The following is a 14,733-nucleotide window of genomic DNA, read 5'->3' as shown; positions in this document are numbered from 1 at the left end:
CGTCCGGCGCGGCGCGGCAATCGGCATGGAGAGGCGGGAGCCCCGCCGTCGCCTCGACGCGCGCCGCGCGCGTGGGCATGTCCACGTTGTAGCGACAAGGGAGGAAGGAATGATCGAGCTCGACGGAACGCTCTCCGAGCTCGCCCGCTTCCAGAGCGGCAGCGAGCCCATCGTCAGCCTGTACCTCGACATCCGCTGGAAGGACGAGCAGCAGCGCGAACGCGTGCGGCTGTTCGTGCAGGAGCGAATCCGCCACACCCTCGCGCACTATCTCCCGGAGAGCCCGGGCCGCGCGGGGCTCGAGAAGACGCTGAAGCGGATCCAGGACCAGGTGACGGGCCTGCTCGGCCAGGAGTACGAGGCGGACAAGAACGGGCTCGCGCTGTTCGCGTGCGACACGCTCGGCCTGTGGCGGCCGCACTTCTTCAGGCGCTCGTTCGAGAACGCCCTCACCACCGACGCCATCCCGCACCTCACCCAGCTCGCGCGGCTGCAGGACGACTTCGCGCCGGCGATCGTCGTGGCGCCGAGCCAGGAGGGCGCGGACATCTACCACGTGTCCCTCGGCGACCTCGCCGTCGAGGCGAACCTGCGCGGCTTCGTCCCGCGCCGCGAGAGGGACAACTTCAACGCCGGCGCCTCCGGGCGTCCCCGGGTCCAGTACGAGCGGGAGACGAAGGAGGTCCGCCACCACCAGAACTTCGTCCAGAAGAACCGGCGCGCCGCCGCGGCGGAGGTGACCGCGTTCTACGACCAGAACCGGCACTGCTACGTGGTGCTCGTGGGCACCGCCGAGACGGTGGCCGCCTTCGAGCGCGAGCTCCCGGAGCGGCTCAAGGAGCGCGTCATCGCGCGGCTCCCGCGCCCGCGCGACTGGGAGTCCGGCGACGGGATGCGGCGCGACGGCATCGTGAAGGGCGCCGCGAAGGCCCTCGCCGACCGGGAGAAGGTCGACGAGCACGACGCCATCGAGCAGGTGGTGGCGCAGTCGCTGCGCGGCGCGCTCGGCGTGCTCGGCCCGAGCGACGTGGTCGAGGCGCTGAACCAGGGGCGCGTGCACCGGCTCGTCATCGAGGAGTGCTTCGACGGCACCGGCTGGCGCTGCGACAACTGCCTCGCCATCGGCGCGAACGCGGAGTCGGCGGAGTCCTGCCCCTACTGCGGCGGCGAGCTGCACGCGGTGCGCGACCTCGGCGAGGCCATCGTCGCCCGCGCGCTGCTCGACGGGGCCGACGTGGAGGTGGTCGCGCACGCGAACAAGCTCCACAGCTACCGGGGCGTGGGCGCGTTCCTCCGCCAGACGGCGCAGACCGGGCTCCGCGGCGCGAGCCCGCCCTACCCGAGCGCGCCGGGGGCGAACCAGTAGGGAGAGGCCGAGCCCCGCTCGCGCTCCGGCGCGGGCGGGGCGGCGCGCCTCACCCCACGTCGAGCGACGGCGGCACCGGCTCGAGCGCCTCCTGCGGGAACTCCGGCTGGGCGGCGCCGCCGGCGCGGGCCGGCTCCAGGATCGCGATGAGCGAGAGCGCCGGGAGCGGCAGCGCCCGGTCGACGAGGCGGAACAGCGGCGTGAGCAGGTTCAAGGCGACGATCTGCAGGAGCCCGAAGGAGCGGCGCTTGAGGAGCTTGCCGTTGAGCCACCACGCGGCGGTGCCCACGCGGTTGAAGCGCAGGACCTCCTTCACCTCGAAGCCGCTCTCGACCGCGAGCACCCTGAGCGTCGCCTCCGTGTAGCGCCGCTTGTGGCCGAGCACCTCGTCGAGCGTGCCGAGCAGCTCGGGCCCCTGGGGCACGAGCACGATGGCGCGGCCCTTCTCGGAGAGCGCCGCGCGGATGTTCTCGAGCGCGCCCTTGTCGTCGTCCACGTGCTCGATGACGTTGAGGCACACCACCGTGTCGAACCCGCCCTCGACCCTGGGGAACGAGGCGCCCTCGGTGACGTCGGTGAGGGTGACGTCGAGGTAGGGCCGGTCGGCGGTGAGGCCGCGCAGGGTCTGGAGGTAGAGCGGGTTGATGTCGGACGCGACGTAGCGGCTGCGCGGGATGAGCTCCCGGGTCAGGTTGCCGGTGCCGCTGCCGATCTCGAGGACCCGCTGACCGCAGAACGGGCGGATGGTGTCGGCCATCCAGGCGTTGAAGCGCGGCGCGCGCGCGAGCCGCCCGAGGATCTGCGAGCCGTGGGCGTCCTTCGCGTAGATCTCGTCGGAGAGCCAGAAGCGCAGGATCGCGAGGAGCGCCTTCACGCCGTCGCGCCAGTTGATCTTCTTGCCTTCCTGGTAGGTGCGCCCCGAGTAGCTGATCGGGACCTCGAAGATGCGCGCCTCGCGCTTCGCGAGCTTGATGGTCAGCTCGGGCTCGAGGCGGAAGTCGTTCGAGCGGAGCGGCAGCGACTTGAGGAGGTCCGTGCGGACGGCCTTGTAGCAGGTCTCCATGTCCGTCAGGTTCACGTTCGTCACCCAGTTGGTGAGGAACGTGAGGAGGCGGTTGCCGAGCTCGTGGCGGAAGAGGAGCGCGCGCCGGGCCTCGCCGCCCGCGAAGCGCGACCCGAACACCGCGTCGGCCTGCTCCTCCACGAAGACCTTCACGATGCGGAGGAGGTCCTTCGGGTGGTACTCGAGGTCGGCGTCGTGGATGACGGAGAGCTCGCAGTCGGCGTCGGCGAGCGCGGTGCGGATCGCCGCGCCCTTGCCGCCGTTCACGAGGTGCTCGAGGAACACCCACTCGATCCGCCCCGTCCGCCCGTGGCCGCGGAGCCGCACGCCCTCCGCGAGCGGCCCGTTCTCCTGCCACTCGATGCCCCGCTCCGCGGCGAACGCCGCGAGCGCCGCCGCCGTGCCGTCCTTCGAGGCGTCGTTCACGACGATCACCTGCACGCGCTCGAGGTGCGGCGAGGTCTCGAGGATCTCGAGCCGCGCGAGCGAGGTCTGGACGAGGTGCTGCTCGTTGTAGACGGGGACGAGGACGGTCAGGGACGTCATGACCGCCCGGTTCTATCAGACCCCGGCTGCCCCCGGAACGAGCGGGCGGGCGTTCGGCGCTGCCTCGGCAGGTCAGCGGGGGCGGGAGAAAGGCACCGCCACCTGCACGCCGAGCCGGAAGTTCGGCTCGTTGCGGAGGAAGTCGCGGTCCCAGCGCCACGAGGCCGCGGCTTCCCAGGACACGTCCACCGGCCCCGCGAAGAGGACCTGGCGCACCGCCGCGGTGACCTCCGTGTCGTGAGAGAGCTCCTTGGGATTGTTCGGATCGATCACGAGCCAGAACACCGCCTCGTTCCGGCGCACCCGCTCCAGGTAGCCGCCGATCCGGCCGCGCTTGTTGAACACGTCGAGGGAGACGAGCTGTGCGTCGGCGCCCGGCCCGATCCACGCGCCGAGCAGCTGGCCCTGGTAGGTGTAGGAGAGGTCGTTCCCGTGGATGTAGTAAACGGGCTGGCCCCGCGAGCTGCTCAGGGGACGGAACTCCTGCAGGTCGATGTACTCGGCGTGGAAGCGCACCCAGCGCTCCCCGAGGCGGGCGACCTTCTGGAGGCCGAGCAGGTACGCCTGCGAGTGGTCCGGCTCGCGGATGAAGCCCTCCCACGAGTTCTCGTGATCCTCGCGCGCCCACTCGAAGTAGATCTCGAGGCCGCTCTCGGGGAACGCCCACCGCCCGAAGACCGAGGCGAGCTGGTTGTCGCGCGGGTTGTCGCCCTGCGGGCCGCCGTACCACGACTTCAGGTTCTTCTTCTCGAAGCTCTGGAGGAACGGGAACCAGTCGCGGACCCCCAGGTCGTCCCACACCTGCAGCTGCACGCGCGCGAGGCCGAGCGACAGGCGCGGGAGCCAGCGGGGGGTGTAGTCCACGACGAGCGCGGTGAGGAGCGGGTGGGTCGGCGCGGGCAGGTACTTCGTGCGATCGAGCCGCCCCCAGATCACCTTCGCCTCCACCGTGCCGATCCAGATGTCGGCCGGGCGCGAGGTCCCGAGAAAGGCGTGGGGGAAGCCGGCGGCGGCGCTGGACATCGCGATGGCGTTTCGGATGCCCGGCCCGAACCACAGGTTCTCGCTCGAGATCCCGGCGGCGACGTTCCAGAGGTCCAGGCGGAGATAGCTCTGGCCGGGCGCCCAGAAGGTCGCGGTCCCAGACCCGAAGCGCTGGGGATAGTCGAGCGAATCGCCGTACCAGCCATTCATGAAGCGGAGATCGCCGGTCTGGCCGTTCGGGACGAGCGTGAAGGCCCGGTTCTGCGAGACCGCGACCTCGGGCGCGAGCGCGAACGAGAGCGGTCCGTAGCGCCCGGCCAGGCCCACCGTCGCGAACGAGGAGACGCCGCGGCCCGCCCAGAGGAGACCGTCGTTCGCGCCCTCGGGGAAGTGGGAGTTGAACGTTCCCTCGAGGCGGAACGGCCGCGCCGTGAGGAAGTGCTCGCCGTCCGCGGGCGCGGCGGGGAGCGCCCACGGGAGCGCGACGTCTCCTTCGCAGGCCTGCTCCAGGTGGAAACCGCCGCGGCGGATGAGCCGCGGCTCGGGGGCGACCGCGCCGACCAGCTCGCCGACGCGGGCGAGGTCGTCGACGGGGTCCCGGAAGCCGTCCACCGCGAAGCTCGCGCCGGGCGAGCAGCGCGTGTCGTCGGCCGCGCGAGTGGCACAGGGGAGCGCGAGGGCGAGGGCGAGGGCGAGCGGGCGCGAACGCATGGAGTTCGCGCGACTCTACGCGAACGGATCGCGCGAAGGGAGAACCCTTTCCCTACCGCCGCACCGCCGACGGCCCCTCGAGGATGTACGAGCTGTCGCCGCGCTGTCGGAACAGCTTCGGCTCCGTCACGTAGGCCTCGAGCGCCCCGCGCAGGATGAGCCGGCCGATGCCCGTGTCCACGTTGAGGACGACCGGTTGCTGCGAGGCGAGGAGCTTGCGGGCCGCGGAGCGCGTCAGGGCGTACGCGTGGGTGTGATCGTGACGCCCCGCCCGTCGGAGGTTCTCCGAGTAGGGGCGCGGCAAGAGGTTCAGCGCCTCGCGAGCGCTCCAGCGGATCAGCCGCAGCGCGCCGAGCGCGACGTAGGCGGCCTGGTCGAGACGCCGGCGCGGCGTGACGGTCTCGCGCCCCTTGTAGCCGAGGTACACGAACTCGAACGTCGGGGGGAGCTGCTCCAGCACGGCGGGCGCGAGGGCGATGGCCTCGGGGATGGGCTCGGCGTCGTCCTCGAAGACGAGCACGCGCTCGAGCCCCTCGTCGAGCATCCGCCTCCAGATCCGCGCATGGGAGAGGACGCAGGCGATGTGACCGAGCGTGACTCCGCGGCCGTACCGGTGGGCGCGGCGCGCCGCCCGGTCGTCGTAGACGCCGCGCGCCTCCAGGTCGGCGAGATCGAGGTCGGCCTTGTCCTGGCCGTAGACGAGCTCGTACCGGAGGCCGGCGAGCGAGCGCTCGATCGTCGCATGGCGCTCCGTCGATCGCCGCAGGGTGAGGACGAAGATGCGATCGAAGTAGCCGTTCAGGGCTCGGTAAGAGCGGTCGAGCGCGGGATCCATGGGGCCGCGCGATGTTATCGCACTCGCCGTCCGACCGGGAGATCCGCGCGGATGACGAGGCCGATCGAGGGCCCGCCGCGCGCCACTCCGTTCCAGGAGAATCGGTACCAGCTCGCCCGGACGCCGAGGCCGGTCCGGGTCCGGGGCGCCACGATCCACTCCGCGTCGAGCACCACCCCCGGCGAGGGATCGAACCGGAGCCGTGCCTCCTCGAGGAACCCGCTGCCGCTCGTCCGCCCCCACAGCAGCACCGACGCGCCGGCCCCGAGCCGGAGCGGGCCCACGTACGCGAACTCCATCACGTCGACGGGGACGCCGGTGAAGAGCGCGTCCCCGTTCGACGCCCGCAGCATGTCGAGCTTGAACCCGACGGCGACGCGGGTCCCGAGGCGGCCCTCGGAGAGCGGCAGGAAGCTCCAGCCGAGCGCGATGGCGAAGCCGTCGTTGAGGTGCAGGGTGGTGCGGCTCGCGTCCGTGTACTCGATCGGCACGAGCCGCTCGAACCCGAAGTCGCTGTGCAGCTCGAGCACGAGGCCGTTGTCGCTCGCGCGGGCCCGCTCGGGCGCGCTGCTCGCCGGCGCGACCTCGACCTCCGGCGTGGGCCTCACCCCCCGCGAGCCGGGGGGCTCCTGCCCGGCCGCGGCCTGCGCCGCGAGGAGCAACACGAAAGGTAAAGTGCGCAAGCGAGGTCCCAGCGCTCCAACGTCGAGCGTCCGAGCGCCGAGGGCAAGGCCGCCCTCGGAGTCCCCGCGAGGCGCCTCGAGCCACCCCGGCGGGCGAACGAGCGTGCGCCTCTCCACTCGTGGCGAAGAACGGAGCACCCCGGCGTGCCGCGTGCCGGCCGATTGCCGCCCGCCGGGGCGCCGCTAGCTTCGGTGGATGAGGTCGCGCCGCGCCACCGTCGCGCTCACGGTCGCCTGTTGGGCGGCACCGCTCGCGGCGCGTGGAGACGCGGACGCCTTCGTCGAGCCCGCCCTGAGGGTGGTACCCGAGACGACGAGCGGCCCGGTGCAGGTGCTCCCGCCGGTGCTCCCGGGCCAGCACCTCAGCGGAACCGCGTTCATCGGCTACCGCGGCACCGACCGGCAGACCACCGGCGGGATCGTGACCGCCGCGCCCTGGTGGAAGTCGTTCGTGCGCCTCGGAGCGGAGGTCACGCCGCGCTCGCGGGAGGGTGAGGTTCGCTTCCTGTGGGGGCTCGGGTTCGAGGACTGGCGCGACAACTCCTTCTTCCTGCACGTGCACGACTGGGGGCCCGTTCGTCCGGACGCGTCGTTCACGCTGAAGCACGCGGAGGCGAGCCTCGGCTACAAGCTCCCGGCCCTGTGCGGGTGGGTGTTCTGCCTCGCCCCCAGCGCGTTCGCCACGCTGCCGTTCTCGGGCGGCCCGTACCTGGGCGCCCGCACCACCTTGCTGGTGGGGCGCACCTGGTTCGCCACCGGTGGGCTCGGCTGGACGCCGGGGGCGCTGGAGGGCTCGACGACTCCGCCGGAGTGGCGAGTGTCGTTCGCGCTCGGCCGGTGGGACTGGCGGCCGGGGGGGCTCTACCTCACGTATCGCGACGACATGCAGCTCGATCGTCTCCGCACCTGGGACACCGAGGAGAGAAGAGGCAACGGCGTCGTCGCGGCGGGCGTCAACTGGTCGTACTAGGGCGAGGGAGGCGAGGGATGATGCGCCACGAGATCGGGATGCTCGCCGCCGCGGCGCTCGCGCTCTCCGCGTGCGGCCTCCTCGAGCCCCAGGGGCCGCCGGCGAGGACCGTGGGTCCCGTCCCAGGGGCGCCGCCACCGGACGCGCCGCTGCCGCGCCCGCAGGATCCCGCTGCCCCGCCGCAGGACCCGTCGGCTCCGGGGGAGCCGGTGCCGGATCCTCCGTTCCCCGGCTACACGCTCGCCTGGCGCGACGAGTTCGCCGGGACGGCGATGGACGACAGCAAGTGGGTCGTGAACAGCGGGGACTGGAAGGGCGGGGTGAGGGGTCCGGAGGCGCTCGTGCTGGGCGGAGGTGTCCTCACGTTCGTCACCTTCACCGACGAGAACGGCGTCCACCACGCCGGCCACATCACCACGGGCGACAAGTTCAAGGCGCGCTACGGCTACTACGAGGCGCGCGCCCGGTTCGGAGACAGCTACGGTCAGTGGTGCTCGTTCTTCCTGTGGCCCGACAACTACGGCAACCCCATTGGCGACCCTGGCAACGCCGGCGTGGAGGTGGACATCTACGAGCACCGCGAGATCGACGGCAGCGGGTGGATGATGCCCAACTACGTCCAGGTCGGCATCAACTGGGACGGGTTCGGCAAGGAGTGGAAGAAGGTCAACCGCACCGTCGCGGATCCCGACGGCTCGCCGCTCAAGGGCGAGTGGCACACGTACTCACTGCTCTGGACCCGCGACGGCTACTCCTTCTACATCGACGAGAAGCCGGTGTTCCAGACGAGCGCAGCGGTCTCGAACGTCTCCCAGAACATCTACCTCACCTGTGAGGTGCTGGATCACAGCTGGGCGGGCGACGTGCCCGCGGGTGGCTATGGGTCCCGCGACACGAGCACCACGCGGATGGACATCGACTGGGTGCGGGTGTGGGTGCCGAGCGATGAGGCTGCGCGTTGACGCCGCGGCCGCGGCGGCGGCCGTCGCCGCGCAGCGCGGGCGCGCGAGGCAGCGCCAGGCCGGCTCGCGCGAGACCTGCCCGCGCTTGCACCCGTCGCGTGCGGCGTCGTAGAAGTTCTCGGGCTCGCAGTCTCGTCGGCGGCCGGGCACTCGAGCGCTTCGACGCTGCGGCGCGTGGAGGCGGGGGCTCCGGCGGTTTCCACCGCGCGCGGTGGCGCGGCGCTGTTCCATCGGCTCGAAGGCACGACGGATCCCATGACGACCAGGCGCAAGGGCATCATCCTCGCTGGCGGTGCCGGAACCCGGCTCTACCCCGCCACGTTGTCGGTCTCGAAGCAGCTCTTGCCGGTCTACGACAAGCCGATGATCTACTACCCGCTCACGGCGCTGATGCTCGCCGGGATCCGGGACGTGCTCGTCATCTCCACGCCGCAGGACACGCCGCGCTTCGCGGACCTCCTCGGCGACGGCAGCGCCTGGGGCATGCACCTCGAGTACAAGGTGCAGCCGAGCCCGGACGGCCTCGCCCAGGCCTTCATCCTCGGCGCCGAGTTCGTACGGAACGGACCGTCCGCGCTCGTGCTCGGGGACAACATCTTCTACGGCCACGAGCTGCAGCAGGTGCTGCGGGCCGCCGACGAGAGGCAGGAGGGCGCGACCGTCTTCGCCTACGCGGTGAACGATCCGGAGCGCTACGGCGTCGTCGAGTTCGACGAGAAGCGGCGGGCCGTGAGCATCGAGGAGAAGCCGGCGCGGCCGAAGTCGCGCTACGCGGTCACCGGTCTCTACTTCTACGACGAGGAGGTCGTCGAGAAGGCGCGGGCCGTGCGCCCCTCAGCCCGCGGGGAGCTCGAGATCACCGACCTCAATCGGCTCTACCTCGAGGAGGGGAAGCTCGCGGTCGAGATCATGGGACGCGGCTACGCCTGGCTCGACACGGGCACGCACGACTCGCTCCTCGAGGCGGGGCAGTTCATCGCCACCATCGAGAAGCGGCAGGGGCTCAAGGTGGCCTGTCCGGAGGAGGTGGCCTGGCGCCAGGGCTGGATCGACGACGCGAAGCTCGAGCGCTGCGCCGCCGCCCTCGGCAAGTCGAGCTACGGCCAGTACGTCCGCGCGCTGGTCGGGACGCGGGTCTTCTGATGCACGTCCGGCAGACACGCATCCCTGACGTGCTCGTCCTCGAGCCGAGGGTGTTCGGGGACGCGCGGGGCTTCTTCTTCGAGAGCTTCAACCGCAAGGCGTTCGAGGCCGCGGTGGGGCGGCCCGTCGACTTCGTGCAGGACAACCACAGCCTCTCGGCGCGCGACGTCCTGCGCGGCCTCCACTACCAGCTCCCGCGCCCGCAGGGAAAGCTCGTGCGCGTGGTGCGCGGTGAGGTGCTCGACGTGGCGGTGGACCTCCGCCGCGGCTCGCCGACCTGCGGCCGATGGGTGGGCGAGCTGCTGTCCGCCGAGAACAAGCGGCAGCTCTGGATCCCGGAGGGCTTCGCCCACGGGTTCCTCGTCCGCTCCGACGAGGCGGAGTTCCTCTACAAGACCACCGACTACTGGCACCCGGAGCACGAGCGCTGCATTCGCTGGAACGATCCGGACCTCGCCATCGACTGGCAGACCGGCGGCGCCGCACCGGTCGTCTCCGCGAAGGACGCGGCCGGGCTGCGGCTCACCGAGGCCCCCCTGTTCGACTGACTGCTCGGACCGCGCGCGCCATGTGCCCGACCGCCGAGGCAACCTCCCGACCGCTCGCGCTGAGCCTGTCGAAGCGCGAGCGCGGCTCTCCCTGGAGCATCGAATGAACGTCCTCGTCACCGGCGGCTCGGGCTTCATCGGCTCGAACCTGGTGCGCCTCCTCCTCGCCGAGCGGCCCGAGTGGCGCATCGTCAACCTCGACAAGCTCACCTACGCCGGGAACGCCGAGAACCTCGCCGATCTCGAGGGCAACCCGCGCTACCGCTTCGTGCGCGGCGACATCTGCAACGGCGAGCTCATCGCCGACGTCTTCCGGACCGAGAAGATCCACGCGGTGCTGCACCTCGCGGCCGAGAGCCACGTCGACCGCTCGATCCTCTCGCCGTCGATCTTCATCGAGACGAACGTGCGCGGCACGCAGGTGCTCCTCGAGGCCGCGCGCGAGTTCGGCGTGAGGCGCTTCGTCCACGTCTCCACCGACGAGGTCTACGGCTCCCTCGGCCCGACCGGCCTCTTCACGGAGCAGACGCCGCTCGATCCCTCGTCGCCGTACTCCGCCTCCAAGGCCTCGAGCGATCTGCTCGCCCTCGCCTACGCGCACACGTTCAAGCTGCCGGTGGTGGTCACGCGCTGCTCGAACAACTACGGCCCGTATCAGTTCCCCGAGAAGCTCATCCCGCTCATGATCGCGAACGCGCTCCGCGACCTGCCCCTGCCGGTCTACGGCGACGGCATGAACGTGCGCGACTGGATCCACGTCGAGGACCACGGCCGCGGGCTCCTCGCCGCGCTGGAGAAGGGCGAGGACGGGCAGGTCTACAACTTCGGCGCCTCGAGCGAGCGGCACAACATCGACATCGTGAAGCAGGTGCTCCGGCTCGTGGGGAAGCCCGAGTCGCTCATCAAGTACGTGACCGATCGGCCGGGCCACGACCGGCGCTACGCCATCGACTCGACCAAGGCCCGCACGCAGCTCGGCTGGGCGCCGCGTCACGGCTTCGAGGACGCGCTCGCCGCGACCGTGCGCTGGTACGTGGAGCGCCGCCAGTGGTGGGAGCGGATCATCTCGGGCGAGTACCTCAAGTACTACGAGAAGCAGTACGGGGGCCGGTAGTGCGCGTCGCGGTCACCGGGGCGAACGGGCTCCTCGGCGGCGAGGCGGTGGCCCAGCTCGCGGCGAGCGGCCGCCACGAGGTGCTCGCGATCGGCCGCGGCGCGTGCCGCCTCGCGCCGGGCGCCTACCGCTGGGCCGAGGCCGACCTAGGCGACGGCGTCTCCGTGGAGCGGGCGCTGCGCGACCTCGGCGCGGAGGCGGTGCTGCACGCCGGCGCGTCGACCGACGTGGATGGGTGCGAGCGCGAGCCGGAGCTCGCCTGGCGCGTGAACGTCGGCGGGACCGAGCAGGTCGCCCGCGCCTGCCGCGCCCTGGGCGCGCGGCTCGTCGCAGTCTCGACCGACTACGTGTTCGACGGCGCCGCCGGTCCCTACGGGGAGGACGACCTGCCGAACCCGCGCGGAGTCTATGCGCGCACGAAGCGCTGCGGCGAGGAGGCGGCGCTCGTGCTCGTGCCGGACTGCGCCGTGGCGCGCGTCGCGGTGGTGTACAGCGGGCGGCCGGGCGCGAAGGCCACCTTCGCGACGCAGGTGGTGGAGAAGCTCTCGCGCGGCGAGAAGGTCCACGCGTTCTCGGATCAGCTCGTCTCGACGACCCTCGCCGCGAACGGCGCCGCGATGTGCCTCGAGCTACTACTCGAGACGAGCTACCGCGGCGTCCTGCACACGAGCGACGCGACGGTCCTCGACCGGGTGGACTTCGCACGGCGCGTGGCGAGCGAGTTCGGTCTTGCGGGGGAGATCATCCCGGTGAAGACCGCCGACGTGAAGCTGCTCGCGCCCCGACCGCTCCGGGGAGGGCTGCGCACCGAGCGGGCCGCGGCGCTGCTGCGGACGAAGCCGCTCGCGATCGACGAGGCGCTGCGGCGTTTTCACGCGGAGTGGCGGAGGCGCAGCGGCGCCTGAGGCGTCACAAGCGGGACAGCTAGTAGAGGACGGTTGTAGTGCCCACCCCGGGGACGACTCCGCTTCCATAGACGTCGACGAAGCCGCCGCGCGGGTAGGTGGCGTCGGCAGCGGTGACGGAGCAGCCCGTATCGGTGCGCGTGACGGTGAGGGTCCCCTCGGTGACATCGAGGCGGAGCGGTACGGTGTCGCTTTCCGCGACGGGGGTGCACTGCTGGCGCGAGAGGATCACGTAACCCGCGCGCGTTCCATCGTCGCGCACCAGCTCGACCGCTCCGTTCAGCCGATACGCGAAGTGATAGCCCTGACGAGCGTTTGGGGTGCCGTTTCCGAACCAATCCCCATCGTTGTCGGTGGCCCACGCGAAGCGAATCCCGAAGTGCCGCGTCAGGTCCGTATTTACCTTGGTCACCTTGAGCGTGGTCTGGATCGTCTGAGCCGCCGGAACGTCTGCCGTCCGGATCCCAGGATCGATCCGGAAGAACGTGCCCGGGTCAGGCGGAGACGTCGCTGCCCACGTGACGAAGTGGTCGTCCGCCACGATCGGCGGCCCGAGCCCGGTCGAGGACGTGTGCCATCGCCACGTCGAGGCCAGCAGCGACGCGGGCGGGCTCACGGTGGTCGTGCCCTTGGGGGTACGGGCGTTCGTGAACGCGCGCAGGTAGCCAGGGTCGTCGGTGATGATGCCGTCTGCGCCACTCGCCACGAGCGGCTCGGCCGAGGTCACGTCATTCACCGTCCAGACGAAGACCCGGGCTCCGGTCGCGTGAATGCCGTCGATGTACTCCTTCGTGGCGTACGGGCGCGAAACTGCGACGCCCCAGAGGCCGTCGGATAGCACCTGGCTCGCGCTGATCTCGCACCCGCAGATGAGGACGCGCGGGATCGTGGGATCGACGGCCCTCATCTCCGCCAGGTACGCGGCAGAGAACGAGTACGCCAGGGCGCTTCGCTGCAGCCCGTGCTGAACGATCAGGCTCGCCGCCACGGTGCCCGCATCGGTGCGTGTGGTCGGCTTGAGCTCGGGGAGGAGGAGATTCGAGGACCCATAACGCTGCAGGAAGTCCTCGAAGCGCGGCATCCGCTGCGGCGAGAAGACTTCAGGCCGATAGCCCTGCGCGCAGTCCAGCGCGAGCAGCTCATCGAGCGTCATCTGATCGATCCGACGCTGGCCGGTCGTGCCGCACATCCGGTCCGTCGTGTCGTCATGCGATATGACGTACTCGCCATCCAAGCTTTCGAGGACGTCCGTCTCGATGGGAGCGCCGAGGCCGGCCGCGTGATCGAACGCGGCGTACGTGTTCTCCGGAGCGCGGATGTTCCCCGAGCCGCGATGCCCGATGATCACCGGGAAGGCTGCCTCGTTCCAGTCGAGAACCGCGGGAGGAGGCTCCGTGCCGACCAGAGGGGGGAGCGCGGGGGGCTCGCTCGGCGGCTCACGAATCCGTCCGAGTATCGGCGCCAGCTCGGGGCGGCCGCACCCGGTAGCGGAGACGATCCACAGCAGCGAGGCGAGCGGAAGCAGGGGCGAGAAGCGAGCGAGCGCAATCACGCAACGACCATCGATCCGGGGATCGATGGTCGTGAGCCTGCCAAAGGGTCCGAGCCTTAGTGTGGTGCGGCAATCGCATTAGTCACGGCGGGGATTCCAGCACCGCGCGATGTCCGCAAGCCCTCGAGCGGGATGGCTCATGGGTGCGACCGCGCGTGCGACCCGCTGTTCACCGTAGGGTGAACTGCCCGACCACGGGAGTGAGCCGGCCGCGGCCGGAGTCCCTACCCGTGGCGCGACACCGCCGGTCCCGCGCCCGCGCGCTGCTCGCGCGCGGCGAGCTCGAGGTCCGACACCATCATGAGCCGGACGAGCTCCTTGAAGGTCGTCCGCGGCTTCCAGCCGAGCTTCTTCTCGGCCTTGGAGGCGTCGGCGAGGAGGAAGTCCACCTCGGTGGGCCGGTGGTAGCGCGGGTCGATCTCGACGAACTCGCGGTAGTCGAGGCCGACGTGCCCGAACGCCTCCTCGCACAGCTCGCGCACCGAGTGCGACTCGCCCGTGCCGATGACGTAGTCGTCGCCTTCAGGCCGCTGGAGCATGAGCCACATCGCCTCGACGTAGTCCTTGGCGTACCCCCAGTCGCGGCGGGCCTCGAGGTTGCCGAGATAGAGCTTCTTCTGCAGGCCGAGCTTGATGCGCGATGCGGCCCGCGTCACCTTGCGGGTGACGAAGGTCTCGCCGCGCCGCTCCGACTCGTGGTTGAAGAGGATGCCGTTCGAGACCGGGATCTTGTACGCCTCGCGGTAGTTCACGCCGATCCAGTAGGCGTAGACCTTGGCGCAACCGTAGGGGCTGCGCGGGTAGAACGGCGTCTTCTCGTTCTGCGGCGGCGGCGAGGCGCCGAACATCTCGGATGACGACGCCTGGTACACGCGCGTGTCGTTCAGGCCCAGCTCGCGGATCGACTCGAGCAGCCGCACCGCGCCGAGGCCGGTCACCTCGCCCGTGTACTCGGGCACGTCGAACGAGACCTTCACGTGGCTCTGCGCGCCGAGGTTGTAGATCTCGTCCGGGCGAAGCTTCTTGAGCAGCAGGTTCAGCGACGACGAGTCGTTGAGGTCGCCGTAGTGCAGGAAGAGCCGGCAGTCCGGGGTGTGCGGGTCCTGGTAGATGTGGTCGATCCGCGTCGTGTTGAACGACGACGAGCGGCGGATGATCCCGTGGACCTCGTAGCCCTTGTCGAGGAGCAGCTCGGCGAGGTAGCTGCCGTCCTGCCCGGTGATGCCGGTGATGAGCGCCTTCTTCACTGAACCTTCCCCCGTTGTGATCGCGGCTTGCCTCGCAGGCCTCATACCCGCTCGTGCTGAGCGTGTCGAAGCACGAGGCGATTGCGTTGCCGAATGTCTCGCCG

The 14,733-nt window shown here is 70.8% G+C and carries 13 protein-coding genes; 7 read left to right on the top strand and 6 right to left on the bottom strand.

The annotated features are described in order from the left end of the window. Positions 1-109 precede the first annotated feature (109 nt). Positions 110-1,366 (top strand): baeRF10 domain-containing protein, encoded by a 1,257-nt coding sequence (locus MNY62_RS13980; RefSeq protein ID WP_242344792.1) that lies wholly within the window; start codon positions 110-112, stop codon positions 1,364-1,366. Positions 1,367-1,415: 49 nt separating this feature from the next. Here the strand turns inward: MNY62_RS13980 and MNY62_RS13975 are convergent, their stop codons facing one another. The 4 genes from MNY62_RS13975 to MNY62_RS13960 all read right to left on the bottom strand — a co-directional run bounded on the left by MNY62_RS13975 (position 1,416) and on the right by MNY62_RS13960 (position 6,170). Further along, positions 1,416-2,975 carry a glycosyltransferase gene (locus MNY62_RS13975; RefSeq protein ID WP_242344791.1) on the bottom strand — a complete coding sequence of 520 codons (1,560 nt, stop codon included), beginning with the start codon at positions 2,973-2,975 and terminating at the stop codon, positions 1,416-1,418. A 72-nt stretch (positions 2,976-3,047) separates the two neighbouring features. Then, the gene (locus MNY62_RS13970; RefSeq protein ID WP_242344790.1) at positions 3,048-4,670 is read right to left on the bottom strand and encodes a capsule assembly Wzi family protein; all 1,623 of its coding nucleotides are present in this window, start codon (positions 4,668-4,670) and stop codon (positions 3,048-3,050) included. A 52-nt stretch (positions 4,671-4,722) separates the two neighbouring features. Next, entirely contained in the window at positions 4,723-5,505 is a 783-nt protein-coding gene (locus MNY62_RS13965; protein WP_242344789.1) for a glycosyltransferase family 25 protein, read from the bottom strand. 14 nt (positions 5,506-5,519) lie between these two features. After that, positions 5,520-6,170 carry a hypothetical protein gene (locus MNY62_RS13960; RefSeq protein ID WP_242344788.1) on the bottom strand — a complete coding sequence of 217 codons (651 nt, stop codon included), beginning with the start codon at positions 6,168-6,170 and terminating at the stop codon, positions 5,520-5,522. Positions 6,171-6,384: 214 nt separating this feature from the next. Between MNY62_RS13960 and MNY62_RS13955 the strand changes: the two genes are divergently transcribed. The 6 genes from MNY62_RS13955 (at position 6,385) to MNY62_RS13930 (ending at position 11,830) form a co-directional block, all read left to right on the top strand. Further along, entirely contained in the window at positions 6,385-7,158 is a 774-nt protein-coding gene (locus MNY62_RS13955) for a hypothetical protein (protein WP_242344787.1), read from the top strand. Between the two features lie 17 nt (positions 7,159-7,175). Then, positions 7,176-8,120 carry a glycoside hydrolase family 16 protein gene (locus MNY62_RS13950; protein WP_242344786.1) on the top strand — a complete coding sequence of 315 codons (945 nt, stop codon included), beginning with the start codon at positions 7,176-7,178 and terminating at the stop codon, positions 8,118-8,120. A gap of 255 nt (positions 8,121-8,375) precedes the next feature. Continuing rightward, complete coding sequence (gene rfbA, locus MNY62_RS13945) at positions 8,376-9,263, top strand: glucose-1-phosphate thymidylyltransferase RfbA (protein WP_242344785.1); 888 nt, start codon at positions 8,376-8,378, stop codon at positions 9,261-9,263. Further along, on the top strand, positions 9,263-9,811 hold the full coding sequence (rfbC, locus tag MNY62_RS13940) for a dTDP-4-dehydrorhamnose 3,5-epimerase (RefSeq protein ID WP_242344784.1): 549 nt from the start codon (positions 9,263-9,265) through the stop codon (positions 9,809-9,811). The genes rfbA and rfbC overlap by 1 nt, the downstream gene beginning before the upstream one ends. Before the next feature lie 103 nt (positions 9,812-9,914). After that, complete coding sequence (rfbB, locus tag MNY62_RS13935) at positions 9,915-10,925, top strand: dTDP-glucose 4,6-dehydratase (protein WP_242344783.1); 1,011 nt, start codon at positions 9,915-9,917, stop codon at positions 10,923-10,925. After that, positions 10,925-11,830 carry an SDR family oxidoreductase gene (locus MNY62_RS13930; RefSeq protein ID WP_242344782.1) on the top strand — a complete coding sequence of 302 codons (906 nt, stop codon included), beginning with the start codon at positions 10,925-10,927 and terminating at the stop codon, positions 11,828-11,830. The genes rfbB and MNY62_RS13930 overlap by 1 nt, the downstream gene beginning before the upstream one ends. 19 nt (positions 11,831-11,849) lie before the next feature. Here the strand turns inward: MNY62_RS13930 and MNY62_RS13925 are convergent, their stop codons facing one another. Continuing rightward, positions 11,850-13,382: a glycerophosphodiester phosphodiesterase gene (locus tag MNY62_RS13925; protein WP_242344781.1), complete on the bottom strand. Its 1,533-nt coding sequence runs from the start codon at positions 13,380-13,382 to the stop codon at positions 11,850-11,852. A gap of 224 nt (positions 13,383-13,606) precedes the next feature. Then, positions 13,607-14,629 carry a GDP-mannose 4,6-dehydratase gene (gene gmd, locus MNY62_RS13920; protein ID WP_242344780.1) on the bottom strand — a complete coding sequence of 341 codons (1,023 nt, stop codon included), beginning with the start codon at positions 14,627-14,629 and terminating at the stop codon, positions 13,607-13,609. Positions 14,630-14,733 lie beyond the last annotated feature (104 nt).

Origin of the sequence: Anaeromyxobacter terrae, assembly GCF_022690685.1 — a bacterium.
Taxonomy (GTDB): domain Bacteria; phylum Myxococcota; class Myxococcia; order Myxococcales; family Anaeromyxobacteraceae; genus Anaeromyxobacter; species Anaeromyxobacter terrae.
The sequence above is the reverse complement of the archived record's forward strand: the minus strand, read 5'-3'. Positions and strand labels throughout refer to the sequence as shown.

Bases quoted from the DNA above. Each gene is read 5' to 3' on its own strand.
- MNY62_RS13980 (WP_242344792.1), top strand. From the start codon at position 110: ATGATCGAGCTCGACGGAACGCTCTCCGAGCTCGCCCGCTTCCAGAGC.
- MNY62_RS13950 (WP_242344786.1), top strand. From the start codon at position 7,176: ATGATGCGCCACGAGATCGGGATGCTCGCCGCCGCGGCGCTCGCGCTC.
- MNY62_RS13975 (WP_242344791.1), bottom strand. From the start codon at position 2,975: ATGACGTCCCTGACCGTCCTCGTCCCCGTCTACAACGAGCAGCACCTC.
- MNY62_RS13970 (WP_242344790.1), bottom strand. From the start codon at position 4,670: ATGCGTTCGCGCCCGCTCGCCCTCGCCCTCGCCCTCGCGCTCCCCTGT.
- rfbA (WP_242344785.1), top strand. From the start codon at position 8,376: ATGACGACCAGGCGCAAGGGCATCATCCTCGCTGGCGGTGCCGGAACC.
- rfbB (WP_242344783.1), top strand. From the start codon at position 9,915: ATGAACGTCCTCGTCACCGGCGGCTCGGGCTTCATCGGCTCGAACCTG.
- rfbC (WP_242344784.1), top strand. From the start codon at position 9,263: ATGCACGTCCGGCAGACACGCATCCCTGACGTGCTCGTCCTCGAGCCG.
- MNY62_RS13955 (WP_242344787.1), top strand. From the start codon at position 6,385: ATGAGGTCGCGCCGCGCCACCGTCGCGCTCACGGTCGCCTGTTGGGCG.
- MNY62_RS13965 (WP_242344789.1), bottom strand. From the start codon at position 5,505: ATGGATCCCGCGCTCGACCGCTCTTACCGAGCCCTGAACGGCTACTTC.